Origin of the sequence: Embleya scabrispora (genome assembly GCF_002024165.1) — a bacterium.
GTDB lineage: Bacteria > Actinomycetota > Actinomycetes > Streptomycetales > Streptomycetaceae > Embleya > Embleya scabrispora_A.
This window is the reverse complement of sequence record NZ_MWQN01000001.1, coordinates 104177-127229: the sequence shown is the minus strand read 5'-3', so window position 1 is coordinate 127229 and position 23053 is coordinate 104177. Positions and strand designations below refer to the sequence as shown.

General features: G+C 70.1%; 23 protein-coding genes. 16 read left to right on the top strand and 7 right to left on the bottom strand.

All coding sequences use genetic code 11. The features are described 5' to 3' along the window. Positions 1-11 precede the first annotated feature (11 nt). The 8 genes from B4N89_RS00595 (at position 12) to B4N89_RS00560 (ending at position 10920) form a co-directional block, all read left to right on the top strand. Complete coding sequence (locus B4N89_RS00595; RefSeq protein WP_078973906.1) at positions 12-1244, top strand: CaiB/BaiF CoA transferase family protein; 1233 nt, start codon at positions 12-14, stop codon at positions 1242-1244. A 42-nt stretch (positions 1245-1286) separates the two neighbouring features. Then, a complete protein-coding gene (locus B4N89_RS00590) occupies positions 1287-3386 on the top strand; it encodes a hydantoinase/oxoprolinase family protein (protein ID WP_078973905.1) in 2100 nt (699 codons plus the stop codon). 3 nt (positions 3387-3389) lie between these two features. Continuing rightward, positions 3390-5276 (top strand): hydantoinase B/oxoprolinase family protein, encoded by a 1887-nt coding sequence (locus B4N89_RS51100; protein ID WP_078979018.1) that lies wholly within the window; start codon positions 3390-3392, stop codon positions 5274-5276. Further along, complete coding sequence (locus tag B4N89_RS00580; protein WP_078973904.1) at positions 5273-5896, top strand: isochorismatase family protein; 624 nt, start codon at positions 5273-5275, stop codon at positions 5894-5896. Before B4N89_RS51100 ends, B4N89_RS00580 begins: the two co-directional genes overlap by 4 nt. Before the next feature lie 192 nt (positions 5897-6088). Beyond that, positions 6089-7351 (top strand): ABC transporter substrate-binding protein, encoded by a 1263-nt coding sequence (locus B4N89_RS00575; RefSeq protein ID WP_078973903.1) that lies wholly within the window; start codon positions 6089-6091, stop codon positions 7349-7351. Between the two features lie 49 nt (positions 7352-7400). Continuing rightward, entirely contained in the window at positions 7401-8255 is an 855-nt protein-coding gene (locus B4N89_RS00570) for a branched-chain amino acid ABC transporter permease (RefSeq protein ID WP_078973902.1), read from the top strand. Beyond that, complete coding sequence (locus B4N89_RS00565; protein ID WP_078973901.1) at positions 8255-10180, top strand: ABC transporter permease subunit; 1926 nt, start codon at positions 8255-8257, stop codon at positions 10178-10180. The genes B4N89_RS00570 and B4N89_RS00565 overlap by 1 nt, the downstream gene beginning before the upstream one ends. Further along, positions 10177-10920: an ABC transporter ATP-binding protein gene (locus B4N89_RS00560; RefSeq protein ID WP_078973900.1), complete on the top strand. Its 744-nt coding sequence runs from the start codon at positions 10177-10179 to the stop codon at positions 10918-10920. Before B4N89_RS00565 ends, B4N89_RS00560 begins: the two co-directional genes overlap by 4 nt. Before the next feature lie 82 nt (positions 10921-11002). Here B4N89_RS00560 and B4N89_RS00555 read toward each other — a convergent pair whose 3' ends face one another. Together B4N89_RS00555 and B4N89_RS00550 are read right to left on the bottom strand one after the other, a co-directional pair. Continuing rightward, entirely contained in the window at positions 11003-11746 is a 744-nt protein-coding gene (locus B4N89_RS00555) for a maleate cis-trans isomerase family protein (protein WP_078973899.1), read from the bottom strand. Beyond that, positions 11743-12303: a TetR/AcrR family transcriptional regulator C-terminal ligand-binding domain-containing protein gene (locus B4N89_RS00550; protein WP_078973898.1), complete on the bottom strand. Its 561-nt coding sequence runs from the start codon at positions 12301-12303 to the stop codon at positions 11743-11745. The genes B4N89_RS00555 and B4N89_RS00550 overlap by 4 nt, the downstream gene beginning before the upstream one ends. A 79-nt stretch (positions 12304-12382) precedes the next feature. Between B4N89_RS00550 and B4N89_RS00545 the strand changes: the two genes are divergently transcribed. After that, entirely contained in the window at positions 12383-13276 is an 894-nt protein-coding gene (locus B4N89_RS00545; RefSeq protein WP_078973897.1) for a DUF4437 domain-containing protein, read from the top strand. Positions 13277-13374: 98 nt separating this feature from the next. Here the strand turns inward: B4N89_RS00545 and B4N89_RS49520 are convergent, their stop codons facing one another. After that, positions 13375-14238 carry a helix-turn-helix transcriptional regulator gene (locus tag B4N89_RS49520; RefSeq protein ID WP_161500577.1) on the bottom strand — a complete coding sequence of 288 codons (864 nt, stop codon included), beginning with the start codon at positions 14236-14238 and terminating at the stop codon, positions 13375-13377. A 339-nt stretch (positions 14239-14577) separates the two neighbouring features. On the opposite strand from B4N89_RS49520, the gene B4N89_RS00535 reads away from it, so the two are divergent. From B4N89_RS00535 to B4N89_RS00515, 5 genes are read left to right on the top strand one after another with little or no spacing between them, the layout of a single operon-like run. Further along, positions 14578-15876, top strand: a complete 1299-nt coding sequence (locus B4N89_RS00535; protein WP_078973895.1) for an aromatic ring-hydroxylating oxygenase subunit alpha — start codon at positions 14578-14580, stop codon at positions 15874-15876. Next, positions 15869-16405 carry an aromatic-ring-hydroxylating dioxygenase subunit beta gene (locus tag B4N89_RS00530; RefSeq protein WP_078973894.1) on the top strand — a complete coding sequence of 179 codons (537 nt, stop codon included), beginning with the start codon at positions 15869-15871 and terminating at the stop codon, positions 16403-16405. The genes B4N89_RS00535 and B4N89_RS00530 overlap by 8 nt, the downstream gene beginning before the upstream one ends. Before the next feature lie 21 nt (positions 16406-16426). Continuing rightward, the gene (locus B4N89_RS00525) at positions 16427-17302 is read left to right on the top strand and encodes a VOC family protein (protein WP_078973893.1); all 876 of its coding nucleotides are present in this window, start codon (positions 16427-16429) and stop codon (positions 17300-17302) included. Positions 17303-17352: 50 nt separating this feature from the next. Continuing rightward, complete coding sequence (locus B4N89_RS00520) at positions 17353-18219, top strand: alpha/beta fold hydrolase (protein WP_078973892.1); 867 nt, start codon at positions 17353-17355, stop codon at positions 18217-18219. Positions 18220-18255: 36 nt separating this feature from the next. After that, on the top strand, positions 18256-19185 hold the full coding sequence (locus B4N89_RS00515; protein WP_078973891.1) for a PDR/VanB family oxidoreductase: 930 nt from the start codon (positions 18256-18258) through the stop codon (positions 19183-19185). Between the two features lie 126 nt (positions 19186-19311). Here B4N89_RS00515 and B4N89_RS00510 read toward each other — a convergent pair whose 3' ends face one another. The 4 genes from B4N89_RS00510 to B4N89_RS00495 all read right to left on the bottom strand — a co-directional run bounded on the left by B4N89_RS00510 (position 19312) and on the right by B4N89_RS00495 (position 21832). Continuing rightward, positions 19312-20223, bottom strand: a complete 912-nt coding sequence (locus tag B4N89_RS00510) for a phenylalanine 4-monooxygenase (RefSeq protein ID WP_078979017.1) — start codon at positions 20221-20223, stop codon at positions 19312-19314. 137 nt (positions 20224-20360) lie between these two features. Next, positions 20361-20981 (bottom strand): dihydrofolate reductase family protein, encoded by a 621-nt coding sequence (locus B4N89_RS00505; protein WP_078973890.1) that lies wholly within the window; start codon positions 20979-20981, stop codon positions 20361-20363. Next, complete coding sequence (locus B4N89_RS00500; protein ID WP_078973889.1) at positions 20981-21487, bottom strand: SRPBCC family protein; 507 nt, start codon at positions 21485-21487, stop codon at positions 20981-20983. The genes B4N89_RS00505 and B4N89_RS00500 overlap by 1 nt, the downstream gene beginning before the upstream one ends. Positions 21488-21490: 3 nt before the next feature. Further along, the gene (locus B4N89_RS00495; RefSeq protein WP_078973888.1) at positions 21491-21832 is read right to left on the bottom strand and encodes an ArsR/SmtB family transcription factor; all 342 of its coding nucleotides are present in this window, start codon (positions 21830-21832) and stop codon (positions 21491-21493) included. Between the two features lie 272 nt (positions 21833-22104). Here B4N89_RS00495 and B4N89_RS49515 point away from each other — a divergent pair, with 272 nt between their 5' ends. After that, a complete protein-coding gene (locus tag B4N89_RS49515; protein ID WP_161500576.1) occupies positions 22105-22275 on the top strand; it encodes a hypothetical protein in 171 nt (56 codons plus the stop codon). A gap of 355 nt (positions 22276-22630) precedes the next feature. Beyond that, positions 22631-23038 carry a hypothetical protein gene (locus B4N89_RS00490; RefSeq protein ID WP_143657793.1) on the top strand — a complete coding sequence of 136 codons (408 nt, stop codon included), beginning with the start codon at positions 22631-22633 and terminating at the stop codon, positions 23036-23038. Positions 23039-23053: the final 15 nt, after the last annotated feature.

The following is a 23053-nucleotide window of genomic DNA, read 5'->3' as shown; positions in this document are numbered from 1 at the left end:
CGGGAGTCTTGATGACCATCCACGAGAACAATGCCGGCGACACGGCGCCCACCGCCGGACCGCTGGCCGGACTGCGCGTGGTCGAGATGGGCCAACTCCTCGCGGGACCGTTCTGCGGCCAACTCATGGGCGACTTCGGTGCCGAGGTGATCAAACTGGAACCGCCGGGCACCGGCGACCCGATGCGCCAGTGGGGCCGCGAACGCCCCTACGGCAAATCCCTGTGGTGGCCGGTCGTCGCCCGCAACAAGAAGTCGGTGACCTGCAACCTGCGCGACCCCGAGGGCCAACGGCTCGCCCGGGAGATCATCGACCGCGCCGACATCCTCGTGGAGAACTTCCGCCCCGGCACCCTGGAACGCTGGGGACTGGACCCCAAGGACCTGGCACGCACCAACCCCGGCCTGATCGTCGTCCGCGTCACCGGATTCGGCCAGACCGGCCCCTACGCCCCCCAGGCCGGATACGGGTCCATCGGAGAGGCCATGGGCGGCCTGCGACACGTCACCGGCGACCCGGACAAGAACCCCTCACGCACCGGAATCTCCATCGGCGACTCCCTCGCCGCCGTATTCGCCACCATCGGCGCGCTGGCCGCACTGCACCACCGCCAACGCACCGGGAACGGGCAGGTCGTCGACTCCGCGATCTACGAGGCGGTCCTGGCGATGATGGAATCCCTGCTCCCCGAATGGGCGGTCGGCGGATACCAGCGCGAACGCACCGGCCCCGTCCTGCCCAACGTCTCACCGAGCAACGTGTACCCCACCAAGGACGCGGACATGGTCCTGATCGCCGCCAACCAGGACACCGTCTTCCACCGTCTGGCAACCGCGATGAACCGCCCCGACCTCGCCCAGGACGCGCGCTACGCCACCCACGCCGCGCGCGGCGCGCACATGGCCGAACTCGACGACGTGATCGCGCGGTGGACCGCGAACCTGCCCGCCGCCGACCTGCTGCACAGCCTCAACGACGCCGGGGTGCCGGCCGGCCGCATCTACACCGCCCGCGACATGTTCGCCGACCCGCACTTCGCCGCGCGCGAGGCGATCGTCACCCTCGCCCACCCCGAACTGGGCGCGTTCCCGATGCACAACGTCTTCCCCAAACTCAGCGCCACCCCCGGCGCGGTCCGCCGGCTCGGTCCGGAACTGGGCGAACACAACACCGAGGTCTACCGCGACCTCCTCGGCCTCACCCGCGATCGGATCGACGACCTCGCCGCGCGCGGCGTCGTCTGACCCCGCCTCCACCGACCCGCTCCCACATCCCGGAGGACCACGATGGGATACCGCCTCGGCGTCGACGTCGGCGGCACGTTCACCGACGTGCTGCTCGTCGACCAGGACAGCGGCGCGACGCACCGCGCCAAGACGCCGTCCACCCCCCACGACCAGTCGCTCGGCGTCCTCGCCGGCGTGCGCAAGGTGTGCCTCGAGGCCGGCATCGACCTGTCCGAGATCGACCGGGTCCTGCACGGAACGACCGTCGCCACCAACGCCATCCTGGAGGGCCGCGGCGCCCGCGTCGGACTGGTGACCACCACCGGCTTTCGGCAGGTCCTGCAGATCGCCCGCTCCTACGTGCCCGGTGGCCTCGCCGGCTGGATCATCTGGCCCAAGCCGGAACCCCTGGCCGCACTGGAGAACACCGTCGAGGTCGGCGGGCGCATCGCCGCCGACGGCAGCGAGGTCGAACCCCTCGACCCCGATGCCGCCCGAACCGCCCTGCGCCGACTCGCGGACAACGACGTCCAGGCACTGACCATCGCGCTCATCAACGCGTACGCCAACGACGCCCACGAGGTCGCGCTCGGCGCGCTGGCCGCCGAGGAGCTCCCGGGCATTCCCATCTCGCTCTCCAGCCGCGTCCTGCCCGAGATGCGCGAGTACGAACGCACCGTCACCACCGTCGCCAACAGCTACGTACAGCCCGAGGTCGCCCGCTACGTCCGCAACCTCGACGACACCCTGCGCGGCCACCACCTGCGCGCACCCCTGTCGATCCTGCGCAGCGACGGCGGCCTGACCTCGGCCGACAAGGCCGCCGAGAACCCGGTGTCGCTGCTGCTGTCCGGACCCGCCGGCGGCGTCACCGGCGCGGTGTGGTTCGCCGGCCAGGCCGGACACACCGACCTGCTGACCTTCGACATGGGCGGAACCTCCACCGACGTCGCCCTCGTCCTCGACGGGACACCGCGCATCGGCCGCGAGACCACCGTCGCCGACCTCACCGTGCGCGCCTCCAGCGTGGACGTGCGCACGGTCGGTGCGGGCGGCGGCTCCATCGCCCACGTCCCCGAACTCACCAAGGCCCTGCGGGTCGGCCCACAATCCGCCGGAGCGCGACCCGGGCCCGCCGCCTACGGGCACGGCGGCATCGCACCGACCGTCACCGACGCCAACGTCGTCCTCGGCTACCTCCCCGACGCACTCGCCGGCGGCGAGATCCGCCTCGACCGCGCCGCCGCGCACGCCGCGGTCGACACGATCGCCAAGGCCATGGGACTGGGCAGCGCGCAGGAGGCCGCCGCCGGAATCGTCGACATCGTCAACGAGAACATGTTCGGCGCGCTGCGCCTGGTGAGCGTGCAACAAGGCTTCGATCCCCGGGACTTCGCCCTGGTGGCGTTCGGCGGCGCGGGCCCGCTGCACGCGAACGCGCTGGGCCGACTGACCGGCGCGTGGCCGGTGATCGTGCCGCCGTCGCCGGGCGTGCTGTGCGCGTACGGGGACGCCACCACCAGCGCGCGCGACGAGAGCGCCCGCACCCTCGCCCGCCGCTTCGCCCTGATCGACGCCGACGACCTGCGCGCGATGCTGGACGAACTCGCCGCCGGCGCCCGGGAGCGCCTGGTCGCCGAAGGCGTCGACGCCGCGACGCAGGAGACCCGCTACGAGGTCGACATCCGCTACCACGGCCAGGGCTTCGAGATCCCGATCACGGTGAGCCCCGAGACCTTGGCGGACGAGGATCCGCTCGGGTTGCTGGGGGCGGCGTTCGACGCCGAGCACCAGCGGTTGTTCTCCTTCCTGCTGACCAACGAGAAGGAGATCATCAACCTGCGCGCGACCGTCACCGGCCCCCGGCCCCGGGTGGCCGCCCGGACACTGCCCGTCGGCACCGGCTCGCCTCGTCACGCGCTGGTGCGGCGCACCGAGATCTGGGTCGACGGGGCGTTCGCCGACGCGGCCATCTACGACCGCGACCGGCTCCTCGCCGAAGACGTCGTCGTCGGACCGGCGGTGATCACCGAAATGGACTCCACGACCCTCGTCCTGCCCGGCCACGCCGCCACCGTCGACGCCGGCGGGTGCCTGCTGATCCGGCCGCGCGCGGACCACCGCTTCGATCCCGCAGACCCCGCCGACACCCCGGAGTGAGTGATGGCCCGCATCCTGCAAAGCGACCCGACGCCCGTCGCCCGGACGAGCGTGGATCCCGTGACGCTCGACATCATCGAGAACGCCCTGCGCAACGCCCGCCACGAGATGGACGAAGTCCTCTTCCGCAGCGCGCTGTCCCCGGGCATCCGCGAGCAGCACGACGAGTTCCCGCTGATCGCCGACCCCGACGGCAGGATGGTCGTCGGACAGTTCGGCCTGTCGGTGCCCGACTTCCTGGCCGGCTTCGCGGGCACCATCCGCGAGGGCGACGTCCTGCTGACGTCCGACCCGTACGCGTGCGGCGCCGCGATCAGCCACGCCAACGACTGGCTGATCGTGCTCCCGATCTTCCACGCCGGTCGACTTGTGGGCTGGGCCTCGATGTTCGGCCACATGTCCGACGTCGGCGGCAAGACGCCGTCCTCGATGCCCTCGGACGCGCGCACCATCTACGAGGAGGGCGTGGTGATCCCGCCCTTCAAGCTCTACGACCAGGGCGTGCTCAACCGGGACGCGCTCGACATCATCCTCAACCAGGTCCGCATGCCGGACTGGAACCGGGCCGACCTCAACGGTCTCGTGGCCGCCTGCCGCACCGCCGCACGACGCATCGGGGAACTGTGCGACCGCTTCGGCGTCGCCGTGTACCTGTCGGCGCTCGACGCCCTGTTGGAGCGCAATCACCGGGCGATGAAGGCGCTGCTGGCCACCTTGTTCGAGGACGGCGAGACCCTCGAGTTCACCGACTGGATCTGCGACGACGGTTGCGGCTACGGGCCGTACGAGCTGAGCGTGTCGCTGACCCGCCGCGGCGACAAGATCCACCTGGACTTCGGCCGGGCCGCCCCGCAGGCGGTCGGTCCCGTGAACTACTACATCAACGAGAACCTCGTCCGGATGTTCTTCGGCATCTACGTGATCACCGTGGCCGACCCGCAGATCCTGTGGAACGACGGGTTCTACCCGCTCATCGACGTCACCATCCCGGAGGACTCCTTCTGGAAGCCGCGCCGCCCCGCGGCGCTCAACGCCCGCAACCACGGCATCGGCCGCGTCTTCGACCTCTTCGGCGGCCTGCTCGGGCAAAAGAACCCCGACATCCTCAACGCGGCCGGATTCTCCTCGTCGCCGCACTTCATGTACTCCGGCCACCACACCTCGGGAGAGCGCGCCGGCGAGTGGTTCCAGCTCTACTCGATCGGATTCGGCGGAATCCCCGGCCGCCCGATCGGCGACGGCCCCGACGGCCACTCGCTGTGGCCCTCGTTCGTCAACATCCCCTGCGAATACCTGGAGTCCTACTACCCCCTGCGCGTCGAACGCTGGGAAACCGTCACCGACTCGGGCGGCCCCGGCCTGCACCGCGGCGGCAACGCCGTCGACGTGGCCTACCGCTTCGGGGAGGCGGGCACCATCGCCATCCACGACGACCGCTGGCTCACCTACCCGTGGGGCGTCAACGGCGGCAGGCCCGGCGCCCGGGGCCGCAAATGGATCGACCGCGCCGACGGCGAGACCCAGGTGCTGCCGAGCAAGTGCCACGACGTGCCGGTGGAACCCGGCGACGTACTGCACTTCGTCACCTGGGGCGGCGGCGGATGGGGCGACCCCTACCGGCGCGACCCCGAACTCGTCGGCCTGGAGGTGCGGCGCGGCCTGGTCAGCGCCGACGGCGCCCGCGCGGGCTACGGCGTCGTGTGCGACGACCAGGGCGCCGTCGACGGACCGGCGACCGCCCACCTGCGGGCACACCGGATCGCCGAACGCGGGGAGGTCCCCGTCTTCGACATGGGCCCGCCCCTGGCCACCATCCTGCGACGGTGCGAAGCCGAAACCGGCCTGCCCGCCCCCACCCCGCCGGTCGACGTGCGAAAGGCGGCGCCGTGAACGACCTGCGCGAGGAATACCGCTCGGCCGGATTCGGCGTCCGACTGGGCCCGGGACGCAGCCCGGCGGTGCTGGCCATCGACCTCGTCCGCGCCTACCTGGACGACGCGTCGCCGCTGCGGGCACCGGTGGAGGACGCCGTGGCCGCCGCGGCGCGCCTGGTCGCCGGCGCCCGCGCCGGGGGAGTACCGGTGGTGTTCACCACGGTGCGCCTGGCCCCCGGAGGTGTCGACGCCGGACTGTTCCGACGCAAGGTCCCGGCACTCGCGGCGTTCGAACCGGGCAACCCCCTCGGGGCGTTCGTCGAGCACCCCGCACCCGTCGACGGCGACATCGTGGTGGTCAAGCAGTACGCCAGCGCCTTCTTCGGCACCTCGCTCGCCTCCACGCTGCGCGGCCTGGACGTCGACACCCTCTACATCTGCGGACTCACCACCAGCGGCTGCGTACGCGCCTCGGCGACCGACGCCCTGCAACACGGCTTCCGACCGCTCGTCGTCGCCGACGCGTGCGGCGACCGCAACTCCCGGGTCCACAACGCCAACCTGCTCGACCTGGAGGCGAAATACGCCGATGTGATCGACCTCGCCGACGCCGAGGCGCACCTGCGCCGTTCCTGATCCGCGACGCCGCCGGGCGTACCCCCGCGTCGATCCCGCTTCGTCGACGCGTGTGATCAAAGCGGAATCGAATATTCCGTTTCGTGATGTCCGGCCCCCTGTCCCGGGGCCGCCCCCTTTCATCGGCTACGACCGTCGGCCGCGCTCCCGCCCCGACGGATCCTCCGATTCCCCTCGTGCCGTGGAGGCGCCATGCGCAATTGCACCCTTCGATCGTTCGCCGCAGCCGGATCCGTGCTGCTGGCGCTGGTCGCCGCGACGGGCTGTTCCGGCAAGGGCGCGCGACCCTCGTCCTCGACCACCTCCCAGGGCGCCGGAGGCGGCTGGAGCGCCGGAACCAACAAGATCAAGGTCGGCCTGATCGCGCCGCTCACGGGCCCCTTCGCCATCCTGGGCCAATCCCAGCAGAACTCGCTGCGCGTGGAGATCGACAGAGTCAACGCCGCCGGCGGCGTGGGCGGCGCCCAACTCGAACTGGTCGCCCGCGACTCGGCGTTGGACCCCGCCAAAGCGGTCCAGGCCACCCAGGAACTCGCCACGGACCCCTCTGTGCGCCTGGTCGTGGGCCCGTCCCTGACCGCGTTCTGGGACGCCGCCAAGAAGACCCTGGACACCAACAAGAAGCTCAACTGCCAACCCGGCGTGGCCGGAGGCAGTTTCGCCGACCAGAAGTACGCCTTCCGCGGCCAGGACTCCTACGAGGCCGACGCCCGGGCGAACCTGGGTTGGCTGCGCAGACAGGGCGTGACGTCCATCGCCACCGTCTACGAGCAGGACGACACCGGGAAATCGCTCGACACCGCCCTCAAGCGGCTCGCCCCCGAGTACGGACTCCAGTACCGGGGCGCGCAGTTCACCCGCCCCGACGACCAGACACACCTGCCCTACGTCAACAACGTCCGCGACGCGGGCGCGCTGTGGATCTCCAGCAACGTCCCGGGCGGCCCCAAGAGCCTCGCCGCGATCAAGGAGGCCGGATACACCGGCAAGGTCGTCTCCGGCTCCGGACTGCAGAACATCGGATTCCTGGAGGCGAGCGAAGACGCCGCGAACGGCGCGGTGTTCGCCGACATGTACTACCCCTTCCCCGGCCGCACCGACCCCGCGGGCTGGCAGCCCGGCTACCGCGCGCACACCGACCTGGTGGTCCAGCGCTACGGGCGCAACACCGGACAACGCGCCGTCGGCGCCACCTCGCCCAAGGGCGTCGCGATGGCCGCCGACTGCGTCTTCGCCTACACCACCGCGGCCGGACAGGCCCGCAGCGTCGACCCCGACGCCGTCGCCGCCGCCTGGTCCCGCCTGGACGTGCCCGCCGACCGCACACCTTCCGGCAACCGCATAGCCGTCACCCCCGCCCACGAGATGTACCGGCCCGAGGACGTGCGCCTGTACCGCTGGAACAAGGACGCGCAGGGCTGGTACACCACCGACGTCACCGAGGACCAGAAGTGACAGCCGTCGTCGCCGTCTTCGCCGTCTTTGCCACGGAGGCGGGTGCGCCATGGATCTGACCACGTGGACCGACGGGCTGTACGCGGGCTCCGTCTACGCCCTGATCGCCCTGGGCCTGGCCATCGTCCACCAACCCACGCGCGTGGTGAACTTCGCCCAGGGCGAGGCCCTGGTCCTCGGCGCGATCGTGGGCTACGAGGTGCTGTCCGTCCAGGGCTGGGGATGGGCCGCGGCACTCGTGCTGGCCGCCGTCGCGGGCCTGGCGATGGGCGTGGCCCAGGAGCGCCTGATCATGCTCCCGGTGCGGCTGTCCGGATCCCGCTTCGCGTGGATCATCGCCACCCTGGCCGTCGCCATGGTCGCCCAGTCGTTGTACCTGATCAACTTCTCCGGGGACGTGCTCCGACCCGCGGCGATGATCTCCGGGTCCGTGCACGGCGTGGCATGGCAGAAGATCCTCGTCATCGCCGTCGCGCTCGCCATCGTCGCGGGCTACGACCTCTTCCTGCACCGCACCTGGCACGGGCGGGCGATCCGGGCCGCGGCCCACGACCCGGACACCGCCTCCCTGTTGGCGATCCCGGTGCGCCGCGTCGTCGTCGCGAGCTTCGCCATCTCGTGCTGCATCACCACCGTCGCGGGGCTCATCGCCGCGCCCGTGCTGTTCGTCGGCCCCGCCGACGGCCTGCTGTTCGCCGTCAAGGGCTTCATCGCCGCGGTCATCGGCGGGATCGGCTCGCCGCGCGGAGCGCTCGCCGGCGGCCTGGTGGTGGGGCTGCTCGACTCGCTCGTGGCCGCCAACGTCGGCGCCGCCACCGGCAGCATCGTCGTCTACCTGGCGCTGGGCGCGATCCTCGTCGCCTTTCCCGCAGGGCTGTTCGGCAAGCCGATGGAGGGACACTGATGGCCGACCCCACCCCCGCGTCCACCACGCGGCCCGGCAAGGGCACACTCGCCGCCTGGTACACGGCCCGCCCCTACGCGATGGCCGCGCTGACGCTGCTCGGCGTGCTCTTCCTGCTCGCCTGGCCGCACGTGATCGCGTTCTACTCGTGGCAATCCGAGTACTACGTCAAACTCTTCACCGGCGCCGCGGTCAGCGCCGTGCTCGTCGTGTCCCTCAACCTGTGCATGGGCTACGGCGGACTGATGTCCATGATGCACACCGGCCTGCTCGCGGTGGGCGCCTACGCGGTCGGAGCCGCGGCCGTCGAGGCCGGATGGAGCCCGTGGATCGGCCTGGTCCTGGCGATCTGCACCGGAGCGGCCTCGGCGGCGCTGGTGGTCCTGGTCAGCCTCAGAGCCACGGCACTGTACTTCGGGATGATCACCCTCGCCGCGAACCTGCTGCTGATCGAGATCGCCGGACAGTGGGACTCGGTCACCGGCGGCGTCAACGGCATCACCGACATCCCCGCCCCCTCGGACGTGTCCACCGACACCTTCTACTACGTCGCGCTGGGCGCGGTCGCGCTGGCGTACGTCGTCCAGCGCAACTTCGTGCGCAGCGGCGCCGGACGGGCCACCATGGCGGTGCGGGAGTCCGCGGAGACCGCGTCCGCGCTCGGCATCCGGCCGTGGGCGGCGAAGCTGCGGGTGTTCACCCTCGCCGGTGCCCTGGGCGGGTTCGCGGGCGGTCTGTACGCCGTGCAGAACACCTTCGTCAGCCCGGGCGTGGGCGCCATGGACAACGGGCTGGTCCTGTTCGTCGGACTCATGCTCGGCGGCATCGGCACCCTCAGCGGGCCCATCCTCGGGGTCGCCCTCGCCCAGACCATCGACTACTACACCCGCGACCAGGGCACCTACCGCACGTTGATCATGGGCTGTGTGCTCCTGGTCGCGATGATGGTCATGCCGCGCGGAATCGTCGGCACCTGGCGGGTCACGCCGTTGGGACGCGAGGTGGTGGGCGAACCCGACGACGTGCCCGTACCCGACGAGGTGCCCGGGCTCGCCGACCCGGGGGCCGGACCCGAGCCGGGGGAGGGGCCCGTGCTCGCCGCGCGCGGGATCGTCAAGCGGTTCGGCGGCCTGACGGCCCTGGCCGGGGTGGACCTGGCCGTGCGCGCGGGCACCGTGCACGGCGTGATGGGGCCGAACGGTTCCGGGAAGTCCACCCTGATGTCGTGCCTGACCCACCACCTGCGCGCCGACGAGGGCACGGTGCTCGTCGACGGCCGGCCCGCGCCGCGCACCCCGGCCGCGGTCGCCGCGGCGGGCGTCACCCGCGTCTTCCAGATACCCCACCTGTTCGCCCAGGTCTCCGCGCTGGACAACGTGCTCACGGGCATGTACCTGCGCAGCCGGCACACGTGGGCGGCCGCGGTGGCCCGTACCCCCGGCCATCGACGCGAGGACCGGACGCAGCGCGAAGAGGCCCGTGACCTGCTGGCGTTCGCCGGGCTCGGCGGCCGCGCGGACTGGCCCGCCGACGCGCTCTCCCACGGCCAAAAACGCCTGCTGGAGGTGGCCCGCGCGGTCGCCACCCGCCCCCGGGTGCTCATCCTGGACGAGCCGGCGACCGGACTGACGGCCGTCGAGGTGGACGCGCTCGCCCGCCTGGTGCGGGCGCTGCGGGAGCGGGGGTTGGCCGTCGTACTGATCGAGCACAACGTCGAGTTCGTCATGCGCGTGTGCGACGTGATCACCGTCCTGGACGGCGGCCGGGTCATCGCCGAGGGCACCCCCGCGCAGGTCCGCGACGACCCGGCGGTCCTGCGCGCCTACCTCGGCGACATGCCGCCCGGCCACGACGACCGCGTCGCCGCGAGAGTCGGAGCCCCGGATACCGCACGCCCGGCCGAACACACGGAGAACCCCGGATGAATCCGACCGTCCTGCGAATCGAAGCGCTCACCGTTCGGTACGGCGCCGTGACCGCGTGCGCGGAACTGTCGCTGTCCATACGGCAGGGGGAGTTCGCGGTCCTGCTCGGCGCCAACGGCGCGGGCAAGACCACGACCCTGCGTGCGGTGTCCGGCCTCGTCCGCCCCGCATCGGGCCGGATCGAACTCGACGGCGGCGACATCACCCGGGCGACACCCGCACGCCGCACCGCCCGCGGTGTCGGCCATGTGCCCGAGGGTCGACGCATCCTGCCCGAGCACACCGTCGAGGAGAACCTGCTCCTCGGCGCCTTCGCCCGGCGACGCGACCGCTCGGGCGTGCGGGCGAGCCTGCGCGAGATGTACGACCTGTTCCCACGACTGGGGGAACGCCGCACCCAGCGGGCGGGCACCCTGTCGGGTGGGGAGGCCCAAGCCCTCGCCGTGGCACGGGCGTTGATGAGCCGACCCCGCCTGCTCATGCTGGACGAGCCCAGCCTGGGCCTGGACCCGCGTCGCGTCGCCGAGATGTTCGAATACCTCGCGCGACTGCACCGTGAGCAGGGATTGACCGTGCTGCTCGTGGAGCAGCAGGCACGGGTCGCGCTCGCGTACGCCGACCGGGGTTGGGTGCTGGACCGGGGCACGGTGGCCCTGGCCGGCACGGCGGCGGAACTGGCCGCCGACCCCAGGGTGCGGCACGCCTACCTGGGCGCGCCCGCGTCGGCGGACGCGGTGTAGAACCACGCGGACACACGCGACGGCGGCCGGAGTACGGCCGCCGTCGGCACGTGGTCGCCCTCCCTCGGGGGAGGGCGACCACTCAGTGCTCGCGCAGCAGCACGCCCGCGTCCGGGAACCGATCGTCGATCCCGTGCTCGCGCAACGCGTGCCACAGTGTCGCGGTGTTGATGGCGATCACCGGCTTCCCCAACTCCGCCTCGAGCTCGCCGGCCAGGGCCACGAACGACAGATTCGTGCCCACCTGGACGACGGCGTCGACATCCGGCGCGTCCAACTCGGCCACGACATCTCGCAGTCGCTCGTCGGGCACCCGGGCGATGTCCATCGCGGTCGGACAGCGCAGGCCCGTGATCGCGGCGACGTCGAAGCCCGCCTCGGTGAAGAACCGGCCCACCTCGCGGTCGGCGATCGGCTGGTACGGGGAGAAGACCACGATGCGCCGGCAGCCCAACTCCTTTAGTGCCGCCCGGCAGGAGGCGGCGCCGGTGGTCACCGGCAGGCCGGTGCGCTCGCGCAGCCGCCGCTCGAACGCCGCGTTGCCCGCCACGCCGCCCCAGAACGTCTCCGCCGACATCCCCATCACCAGGCGGTCCGGCTCCGCGGTGAGCACGTCGCGCACCGCGGTGTCGATCGAGGCGCGGATCTGGACCAACAGGGCCTCGAAGTCGCGATCGTCGGCGATGGCCGGATCGGTGATGTGCATCGACCCGGCGCGGAAGGCGACGCCGTCCACCCCGGCCTTCCAATAGTCGTGTTCCACCACGGTGTTGGTGCTCGGGACGACCACCCCGAACACGGCCCGCGGCCCGACGGCGTTCGTCATGCCCGCACCACCCTCGCGACCGTCTCGTCCACGGTGCGGTGGGCCCGTGCCCGTGCGGTGGGTCGATCCAACAGGAGGGCGTCCACCAGCAGGGGGGAGACGATCGCCGCGACCGCGTCCTCGCGCGCGCTCGCCTTGACGCCCGCGGTCCGCAGGGTGTCGTGGAAGGGGGCGAGCAGGTCCCCGACGTAGCGGCGCCGCAGGTCGGCGGTGGAGGGGTCGGCGGACGCCGCCGCCACCAGCGCCTGGAGGAATCCGCCGACGGGCTTGTCCCGCAGGCGGTTGCACAGCAGGTCGACCTCGGTGTGCAGGTCTCGGGCGAGGTCTCCGCTCGACGTGCGCGGCGGCAGCGGCGCGACGGCGATGAGGGCCTCGAGGAAGTCGCGAGGGGTGGGCCAGTGCCGATACACGGTCGAGCGCGAGACCCCCGTCACGGCGTGCAGCCGTTGGGGGGTCAGCGCCACCGCGCCCTCGGTCAACAGGAGTTCCAGTGCGGCGGTCAGCACGACCGTCGTGGTGTCGTCGGTGGGCCCCGCAGGGCGGCCGGGTCTGGTCACGACAATTAACGATACATCTTGTCCTGGGTTTAAGTAAGAGATACATTCTGCATCGGAAAATCGATGCGGAGGAGACACCGTGCGACCCCACGTAGAACTCATCGACGAACGCGACCTCATCTGGCACCCCGCCGAGTTCCGACACGCGACCGGCACCGCCGAACAGCTCAACCTCAGCTACGACGAGGAAGACGGCTCCGCCTCCCTCAAGGTCCGCTTCACCAGCGACTGGACCCGACCCGCCGGCACCCACCAGGCCGACACCGAGTGGTACGTCCTGTCCGGCTCCGTCACCATCGGGGACACCACCCTGGGCCCCGAGGGCTACTGGACCACCCCCGCCGGCGTACTGACGCCACCCGTCACCGTCACCGCCGGTACGGAGATCCTCCTGTTCCGCGAATACGGCGACTGGACCTTCGAACCCGGCGACCGCGACCGGCCCACCGTCCGCGAAGACCAGAAACTCGTGGTCCTCGACTCGTCCGCCATGCCGTGGATCGACGTCAAGGACGGCAGCCCGATGCGCTTCGACCTCGGTGGCACACCCGTCCCCGGCCTCTACATCAAACTGCTGCACCGCGACGCCAAGACCGGCTTCTACACCCGCCTGATCAAGGCCAAGCCCGGCTGGCGGGAGGAGCCGATGGCGCACCACCCCTGCACCGAGGAGTCCTACTGCCTCGACGGCGCCTTCGACTACAACTACGGAAAGATGTGGCCCGGCACCTACTTCTGGCGCCCCGCCCTCATCCGCCACGGCGACTTCACCGCCGACCCCGAACACGGCTGCACCTGGCTGCTGCGCTCCGACAGCGACCTCGTCGACTGGTACACCGACAACGCGCGCGTGGTCATGCAGGGCGAGGCCACCAACTGGGGCCCGGACCACCCCAACACCGTCGGGCCCCGCTTCGTCGAACCCGTCCGCTCCCGCAGCATCGGCCCCTGGCAGGACCCGTCCTACCAGTAGCCGCCCATCGCCTCGCCCACGCCGTCGAGCGACGACGGCGCGGGCGGGCAACGACCCGAACACGGCCGCCGGCCCGGCCGCGCTCCCGTGTCCGCGACCTACACCCGCGGGGTCGCCGAGGAGCCGTCGGCGACCAGGGCGGCTAGCCTGCGCGCGAGAGTCGAACCGGGTTCCACCACGTGGATGAACAGGCTCAAGCCCGGGTCGTGAGTGACGTCGAGGCGCTCGTAGGGCAGGTCGAGTTCGCCGATGGTCGGATGGTTCACGTGCACGTCGCCCGAGCGATGGTGACTGATGTTGTGATCGCCCCAGCGGGACCTGAACTCCGCGCTGCGCGCGTTGAGATCGAGGATGAGCCTGGAGAGTTCGCGATCGTCGGGATGACGTGTGGCGTACCACCGGAGCGCGCCCACCGCCTCGTCGGCGACACGCTCCCATCGGCACTCGAAGGCCCTGCCGGCCGGGTTGAGGAAGAGGAAGCGCGCCCGGTTGCCCCTGTCTTCGGGGTTGGCGAGGAGGGGCGCGTAGATTGCGCGGGCCTCGCGGTTCCCGGCAAGGAAGTCCATCCGGTAGTTGGTGATCCACGCCGGCAGTGGACCGAGCGCATCGGTGATCACCTGTAGCTCCGGGCGTACGGCATCGCCGGCATGATCACGCGCCTCGGCGGCCGGCGGAACCTTCTCCACGGAGTGCGCGAGGTCGCGCAGGTGCGCGGTCTCGAGATCGTTCAGGCCCAGGGCGCGGGCGATGGCGCCCAACACCGTCTCGGAGACACGCACTTTCCGACCGCGTTCGAGGCGGGCGTAGTACTCGACGCTGATGCCGGCGAGCGCGGCCACCTCTTCCCGCCGAAGGCCGGGTACGCGCCGCCCGATGCCGGGCGCGCCGCCGAAGCTCGTCGGGTTCACGCGTGCACGGCGAGAGCGGAGGAAATCTCCCAGCTCATTGTCTTCAGGTGCCATGGTCCGAAACTGTACGCCCGGGACGGCCCGACACGTACTGCCGGTACGCGTTACCTGGACCGCGTATCGACCGGCTCTGCCGCGGGGGCGGGCAATTCCCGCACACTGAATCCACCCGGTTCCCGGTGATTCCGGTGCGGCAATTCCAACCGCCTCGAAACCCGAGCCGACGACATCCCTCTGCGTGCGAGATCCGGGCGCCGACCGAGGTCCACGCAATCCGCACAACGATCGAAGCCATCCCGGATTTTCGGCGCAAGGAAACAGCACGTATTCGCCGAGCGCGATCTCGAAGTGAGTACACGTCCCGATGCGAGTGTCTCGAAGGGAGACAAACCGATGACCGCGCAGGCAGAAGAACCTCCGACGCCGTCCCGCGACGAGCACACGCGCACCTCGCCCATGCTGGTGCCCCGGAGGAACTACACCGATCCCGGCCTCTACGAGGAGGAGCGGGTCAAGATCTTCCGGCGTACCTGGCAACTCGTCTGCCATACCTCCGAACTCCCCGAGGCGGGCAGCTACCGAACGGCCAGGATCGCCGGAGAACCGGTTGCGGTGTGGCGCGGCACCGACGGGGTCATCCGCGGTTTCCACAACGCGTGCACGCACCGCGGAGTCGAGGTACTCCTCGGCGCCAAGGGCACGTGTCCGGGTTCGGTGAAGTGCATGTACCACGCCTGGGCCTTCAGCGACAAAGGCGACCTCATCGGGGTGCCGTTCCCGCGGGCCTATGGTGAGGGCCTCGACAAATCCGAGTACGGCTTGACGCCGGTGAAGGTCGCGGAGTTCGCCGGCCTCGTTTTCGCCGCCATCGACCCGGCCGTCGAGAACTTCGAGGACTACCTGGGCGAGGCGGCGCGATACCTGCGGGAATTCATGGCCGATACCGAGGTGATCGGTCGCGCCCGATGGGACTACCCGGGCAATTGGAAGCTCTGGACCGACAACTTCCGGGACAACTACCACCCGCAGTTCCTGCACCGGATGATCGCCGACGGCCGCGGCGGCATGCAACCCGGCAGGAACTACGAACTGGCCAGCGGCCACTCGATGCTGACGTTCCCGGCGTACGGCGGGTTCAACATCGAGAAGTACGCCGCCGGCCTCTCCGCAGAGCTGGGCGAGAACCTCACGCTGACGGTCGAGGACTCCGCCAGTCGCGGCCATACCGCGCAGGAACAGGAAGCCCGACTCGCGGCGTGGGAGCGCGACGTCCGTCACGGCAACACCATCTTCGCGGTCTTCCCGAACTTCGACCTGCAATACGACGCGGACGGCACCAGCATCTTCCTGGAGGTCGCGACGCCCCTCGACCTGGATCGCACGGTCGTGGAACTCATCATCCTGGGCAAGGTCGGCGAGTCGGCGGCGGAGCGCAAGCGGCGCCTGGAGACCGGCGCCGATTCCCAGGGCTCCTGGGGCAAGATCACCGCCGACGACCTCGAGGCGTCGGTACGTGCCCAGAGCGGACTGCGGGGCACCAGCCTCGCCACCTCCCACATGGGTCGCGGTCTCAAGCCGGGCAAGGTCGGCGACAAGTTCGACGAATACTCGCTGCGGTGCTTCCACAAGCTCTGGAATTCCTACATCAACGAAGAGCCGATCGTGTTGGAGAAGGGGCTCGTTCATGAGTGAGCAGCACGTATTCGAGCACGAGGTCGTGCAGCAGCGGACGGCGCCGACCAGTGGAACCCGCACATACGATCCGGCCCTCATGGAGCGGGTGCGCGCCTTCTACGCCGATTGGGCGGCGTGCCTGGACGAGGACCGCTACCGCGATTGGCTGGGCTTTTTCCACAAGGACGCCGAGTACTCCGTGACGGATCGGGAGAACGCCGACACGGGCCTGTACCTGACGAAGGAGCGAGGGATCGTCGCGCTTCAGGTGCGTGCGGCCTACCTCTCCGGATACTGGCGCATGCAGCGCAAGCCCCGGGTCCATCTCATCGGCAACCTGCGCGTCTTCGTCGAGAGCGACGGCACGCTCAACGTGAAGGCGAGTGCGGTGTTGGTTCGCACCGGCCTCGACGGACACTCCGAGGTCCACGCCGCGGGCACATACGACGACCTCTTGGCCGGGAAGGGCGAGGGCTTCGAGATTCTCCGCCATGCGGTGGTGCTCGACGCCGATGTGCAGCCCTATGACATGACCGACATCGTCTGATCGCTGGATAGGGGACTCGTCATGAAACAGGACCGGTATATCCGCGCGCTCGGTTACGTGGGATTCACCAGTGCCCGACTCGAGGACTGGCGAACATTCGGAACAGGCATTCTCGGACTCCAGGACGTATCCACCGCCGACGCGGCGGAGACGGAACTGCGCCTGCGCATGGACGAGCGCTCGTGGCGGATCGCCGTCGCGGCGGGCGCCGAGGAGGGGCTCGCGTACCTCGGCTGGGAGACCGCGTCACCCGACGCACTCGCGGCGCTGGTCGACCACCTCACGAGGCACGGCTTCGACGTGGTCGAGGAGCCGCCGAATTCGGCCCGGCAGCGTGGGGTCGCGGAGCTTTACAGCAGCCACGACCCGGACGGCAACCGGATGGAGTTCTACTGGGGTCCGAGCGCCGATCCGAATCCGTTCCACTCGCCCGCGGGAGTGGAGTTCGTCGCCGGCGCGCTCGGGGTGGGCCACATCGTGCTCCGCACCGTCGAGTTCGATGCCTGCAACGAGTTCTACCGCGACGTCCTCGGATTCGGGCTCAGTGACTACCTGATCATGCCGCCGCGGCTGATCAACTTTCTGCACGTCAACGAGCGTCATCACAGTCTCGCCCTGATCCAGGGTGACCCCGCCGCGCCCTCGGTCAGCCACCTGATGCTCGAGCCGACGCACGTCGACATGGTCGGCCGAGCGATGGATCGCGTACACGCCTCGGGTGCCCAGCCGCCGGTGGGACTCGGTCGGCACGTCAACGACCGGATGATCTCCTGCTACCTCGACACGCCGTCCGGCTTCAGGCTCGAGTACGGCGCCGGCGGCCTGCTGATCGACCCCGCGACGCACATCGCCACCAACCACACGGGCGACAAGGTGTGGGGACACCAGCGCTACTGACCGACTCGGCGCGTCGATCACCGAATTCTCGCAGCAAGGGAGGCGGACCGATGTCCGTGAACAGCATCTGGAACGATCTCGTCGGTGCCTCGGTCGGGTACCGGGGCACCGAGTTCAAGACCCGCGTCATCGAGGCCGGCGAGGGGGAGCCGCTCATCCTGATGCACGGGAACGGCGGCCACGCCGAGGCGTACAGCCGCAACATCATGCGGTTGAGCAGGCATTTCCACGTCATCGCCATCGACCTGCTGTGGCACGGCTTCTCCTCGGGCCGACCGTTCACCACCGAGATGGTGCCGACCTACGCCGAACAGGTCGTCGACCTGATGGACTCGATCGGCGCCGACACCGCCCACCTCGAGGGCGAGTCCCTGGGCGGCTGGGTGAGCATGTGGACGGCACTGCACCATCCCGACCGCGTCGGCAGGATCATCCTCAACACCACCGCCGGTGCCGTGGTCGAGGAAGGGCACGTCACGCCGGAGCAACTCGCGGCCGGCGACAGCCTTCGGGAGCGCTCGCTCGCCGCGATCGGCGACCCGACCCGGGAGACGGTCCGCAAACGGCTCGAGTGGCTGATGGCCGAGCCGGACCGCGTCACCGAGGAACTCGTCACGCTGCGGCAGTTCTTCTACCGGCGCCCCGAGACCCGCGACAGCCTTGTCAACGTCATGCGGAACAGCTTTCGGTCCGACTCGCCACACCGCATCACCCCGCAGATGCTCGGCCGGATCCGACAGCCGACCCTGGTGCTCTGGAGCGACCACAACCCCGGCACCGGTCCGCAGTTCGGCCGCAAGCTCGCCTCCCTCATCCCCGATGCGCAGTACTCCTGCATCGCGGACGCCGGTCACTGGCCCCAGTGGGAGAAGCCCGAGGAGCACGACTCGCTCGTCACCGACTTCCTCCGCGCCTGACCACCGCGCTCGACGGTTCCCGAGGAGGAACAATCCATGCAGTTGCTGGTGAGACAGGTGCGATGGGAGGCCGCGGGAGTCGTCTCCCTCATCCTGGTGGATCCGATCGGGCAGGACCTGCCCGGATGGCGACCCGGGGCCCACATCGACCTGACGGTCGGCGACGGCTCGGTCCGGCAGTATTCGCTGTGCGGTGACCCGGACGACCGGAAGTCCTATCGCATCGGCGTCCTGCGGGAGGCCGACGGCCGAGGCGGTTCCCGGTTCATCCACGACCGGTTGCGCGTCGGCGCACTGATCGACGTCGCGGGCCCCCGCAACCACTTCCCGTTCGACCCGCCTTCCCGCGTCCGCTTCGTGGCCGGCGGCATCGGCATCACCCCGCTGATACCGATGATTCGGGAAGCGGAGTACCGAGGACTGGACTGGAAGCTCACCTACGGCGGTCGCAGCCGGGCCTCGATGGCGTTTCTCGACGAACTCGACTCCTCGCGGGTACGTGTGCATGCCGCCGACGAGGCCGGGCCGATCGACCTCGACACGGCACTCGGTGACCCCTGCCAGGACACCGCGGTCTACACCTGCGGCCCGGGCTCGCTCCTCGACGCCATCCAGGAGCGAGCCTCCTCCTGGCCGCAGGGCACGCTCCACCTGGAGCGCTTTTCGGCTCCGCCGGCCACCGTGCCCGTAGCCGGCGACGTACCGTTCGAGGTCGTGGCCAAACGCAGCGGTGTCACGGTGACGGTGCCCGCCGACGGGACGATCCTCAAGGCACTCGACGACGCCGGCGTGAGCACGCTGAGCTCCTGCTCCGAAGGGATATGCGGGGCTTGCGAGACGCTCGTGGTGGAGGGCAGGCCCGATCACCGCGATCACGTCCTCACGGAAGAGGAAAAAGCAGGCGGCGAGTACATCATGATCTGCGTCTCGCGCGCCTGCACCCCACGGATCGTCCTCGACATCTGAGATCGAACCCATCGGCCACGCCGCCCGCTCCGGACCGGTGTGGTACGCCGGAACGCCTGTGGCCCGGGCGCCACTTCGGCTACCCGACCGCGGCCGGTCGCGACGTGTCGGACGACTCGGGCGGCGTCATGGCCGAGGCGGGTGGGCCAGGGAGCCCCGTTCGTCGAGGGCGGGGAGGTGGTGGCGGTCGCGGGTGTCCTCGTCGAAGTCGTCGAGGAAGGCGTGGAGGAGGTCGGCGAGGTGGGCCAGGGAGTCGACGGTGAACAGGACCGGTTGGTAGCCGGCGACCTGGTAGGGCATGCGGGCCATGTCGGCGAGGTCGAACGGGCGCAGTTCCGCGTGGGCGAAGCGGGCGAGTTCGCCGAAGGACGACAGCAGGGCCGCTCCGTACGCCATGGGTCCGCGGCGGGCGAGGACGGTGCCGTATTCGAGGGTGAACCAGTACACGCGGCTGATCAGGTCGAGCGCGTCGGCGCTGTGCACGCGGGTCGCGGCCCGGCCCACCGTACGGTACAGGTCGGCGAGGGACGGGTCCGTGAGGTGGATTCCGTGCCCGAACACGTCGTGCAGGACGTCGGGTTCGGGAGTGTAGAGCGGCATCGAGGGATGCCGCACGTACTGCACGGCGTGGAAGTACCCCTCGGCCATCGTGCCGAGGAAGCGCTCGTTCGGTACGATTCCGCCCGCCAGGGTGAATCGGAACCCGGTCAGGCCCTGGAGCGCGTCGGAGACCTCCTCATGCTGGGGCACGCCGTCGGTGGGAATCGGCGCCGCCTCCCGGGCGCGCAGGAGCTGCGGGCAGATGCGGCCGTCCTGCGCCCGCAGCAACGTGCGGTGCACCTTCCGCCAGGTGGCGTGCTCGGCCTCGGTATAGCGCACCGGGGGAGACGGCTCGCCCACCCGGTGACCGCGCGCCCGGTCGGCGATCAGGTTCCTGCGGCGGACGTAGTCCGGGTCCGCGAACGCGGGATGCGCCTCGGCCGGGCCCACCGTGACCCCGCCCGGGTCCAGCGGAGTCAGGCTCGTCCAATCGATCATGAACCAGATCGTGCACCGGACGGGAGCCGACCACACCTGCCCCTCGCCCACACGGGCGAGAGCGCACGGGCGGCTCGGGCTCGGCGGGCCGGAGACGGTGGACCAACTTCGGTGAGAACGCGCCGAGCTCGGGACGGCTACCGCTCCCGGACGGCGTAGGTCAGGTGCGTCACGTTCGCGGAGGTCTCCGCGCGGACCTGCTCCAGAGCCACGCGGCCCGCGTCCACACCCTCGAACAGACGGATCCCGGCGCCGAACAGCACGGGTGACAGCGCGATCGAGAACTCGTCGACCAGGCCCGCGTTCACGTACTCCAGGATCGTCGCGCCGCCGCCCGCGATACGGACGTCGCGGTCACCGGCGGCCTCGCGGGCCTGGTCGAGCGCGCTCTCGATGCCGTCGTCGACGAAGTGGAAGGTGGTCCCGCCGGGCCGCTCCCAGGGGTCACGCTTCTCGTGCGTCACGACGAACACCGGCGTATGGAACGGCGCCTCCTCCGGCCACATCCTCTCGCCGGCGTCGAACATGCGCTTGCCCATCACGCTCGCGCCGGTGCGCTCGAACGTCTCCCGCACGATGTCGTTGTCGCGTCCTTCCTTGCCACCCCCGCCGAGCTTCAGGTTCTCCCGGAAGAACCGCAGCGGGAAGACCCACTGCTGCAGTTCCATCCACTGCCGCCCCATCAAGTCCTCGGAGGACTCGGGTGCGATGAACCCGTCCAACGACATCGACACGCTGAAGAACACCTTGCCGGCCATCAGTCCTCCGCTCCCTTGCGAACCATCTCGGTGACATACGCGGCCAGGTTGTTCAGCGTCTGCCGGCCGGCCTCGATCGCGTGGTACTTCTCGACCGCCTCGTCACGCTGCTCCCTGGTGGGGAACAGCGTGTGCATCTCGATCCGGGTCGCCGTGCCGTCGGGCTCGAACGTCAGGACCGACTCGAAGGCGTTCGGGTCGTCGCGCCTTTCACCGTGGAGCATCGCGATCCGTGCCGGCGGGACGAGTTCGGTCCAGGTGATCCACTCCTGGTAGTCCGTCCCGTCCGGTCCGTGCATCACGAAGTCCCACGCCCCGCCGACGCGGAAATCGAACGCCCGGGTGGTAGTGGTGAACCCTTCCGGCCCCCACCATCCCGACAGGTGTCGGACGTCGGTGAACGCCTCGAACACCAGCTCCCGTGGGGCGTCGATGATCCGGGAGATGACGATCTCGCGGTCGGCCGTCGCCGACCGCGCCGACGTTCCTCGTTCTGTCGTGCTCATCGGTTACTCCGCTTTCCTTGTCTGCTTCAGGTCCTGCACGTAGGCGTCCAGTCGGTCGAAGCTCTCGTTCCAGAACCGCTCGAAACCGCCGGTCCACTCGTGGACGGACCGCAGCGCGCCGGCGTCAAGGCCGTACAGACGCTGCTTGCCGGCCTTGCGGTCGCGCACCAACCCGACCTCCCGGAGCACCCGCAGGTGTTTGGACGCCCCCGGCTGGGTCATCTCCAACTCCTGGGCCAACTCCGTCACCGACCGCTCACCCGCCCGCAGCAGTACCAGGATCTCCCGGCGCTGCGGCTCGGCGATCGCGTTGAAGACGTCCGACGTCGTCGCTGCTCGTGCCATGAATCGATCGTATGCCGATATCGGCATACGTCAAGCCGGGCGCCAAGGAATGACGGCCGCAGGCCGCGGCCGCCGGCGTTCGGGGGCTCCGAGACTGGAGCTCTCGACGTGGCGGGTGTGTCGGTCGGCGAAAGCCCACCGCCTCGGACAGACCCCGCACGGGTGGAGGATCGGGCGGCCCGTGAGGAGAGCATGGCGGTCAGCCGGGCCCACCCCCGTGACCTAGGATTGCCCCTTTGGATCATGGGGAGTGATCCCGAGGGGGGAAACTCATGGACTTCTTGATCGGCATCATCCTGATCGTTTTCGGGGCACCGCTGGTCGGTGTCGCCGGCCGAGTGATCGAGAACTCCGGGCGTGAAGGCATTGGTAAGACAATCTCCGTCGGCGGGTACTTGGCGGTGCTGGTGCTTGCCATCTGGCTGATAATCCGCAGCTTCTGACATCCGTCGGGCCACCACCGACCGAACCCGAACGCAACAAAGCCCCCCGCCGCCGCCCACGAACGGCGCGACGCGGGGGCCATGGATCCGGGACCGAGCCGCGCATCGACGACCCCGGCTCGGATGACATTCGCGTACTGGGCCACAGGCCCGCACGGCACGGGCACGTCCGCCGCGGGTAGGCGTGGCTCGCCGACACGGTTTCGTCCCGAGCCGCCCCGCATGATGGAAGCATGACCGCGCCTCGACCCCGCCACGCCCGCGAAGCGTGGGGCAAGTCCCTCGGTTATTGCCGGGTGGCGGCGGATACCTTGCGGGACCCGCCAAACGCTTTCTCAGCACCGGAGGTTCCGCCATGCCGCAGCCGTACCGTCGCCCCCCGCGGTCCCGCTCCGGCACCGAAACGGCTGCGGGAGTGCTCGGATTCACCTACGGGTTGATCATCGGCGGCGCCGGGGTGGCCGGGATGCTGTGGGGGATCGGCGACTTCGGCGAGGTGGGCTGGCTCGCCCTCCTGTGCCCCTTCGTCATCGCGCTCGGCGTGGCGATGTTGCGCAACGGATGGTGGTTGCTGAAGGGCGACGGCGACGGCGGCCGCCTGGCCCAACTCCTCTTTGTACCCGCCGGCCTGTCCGGCATCGCGATCGGAAGCATCATTGCCCAAGCCGACCTGTCCACCGACTCCATTCAAAAGCAACTGACAGGCTTCATCGTCGCCTTCGTGCTCGCGGTGATAGGAATCGTCGTGGCCTCCCGCACCTGACCCCAAAGGCGCGCC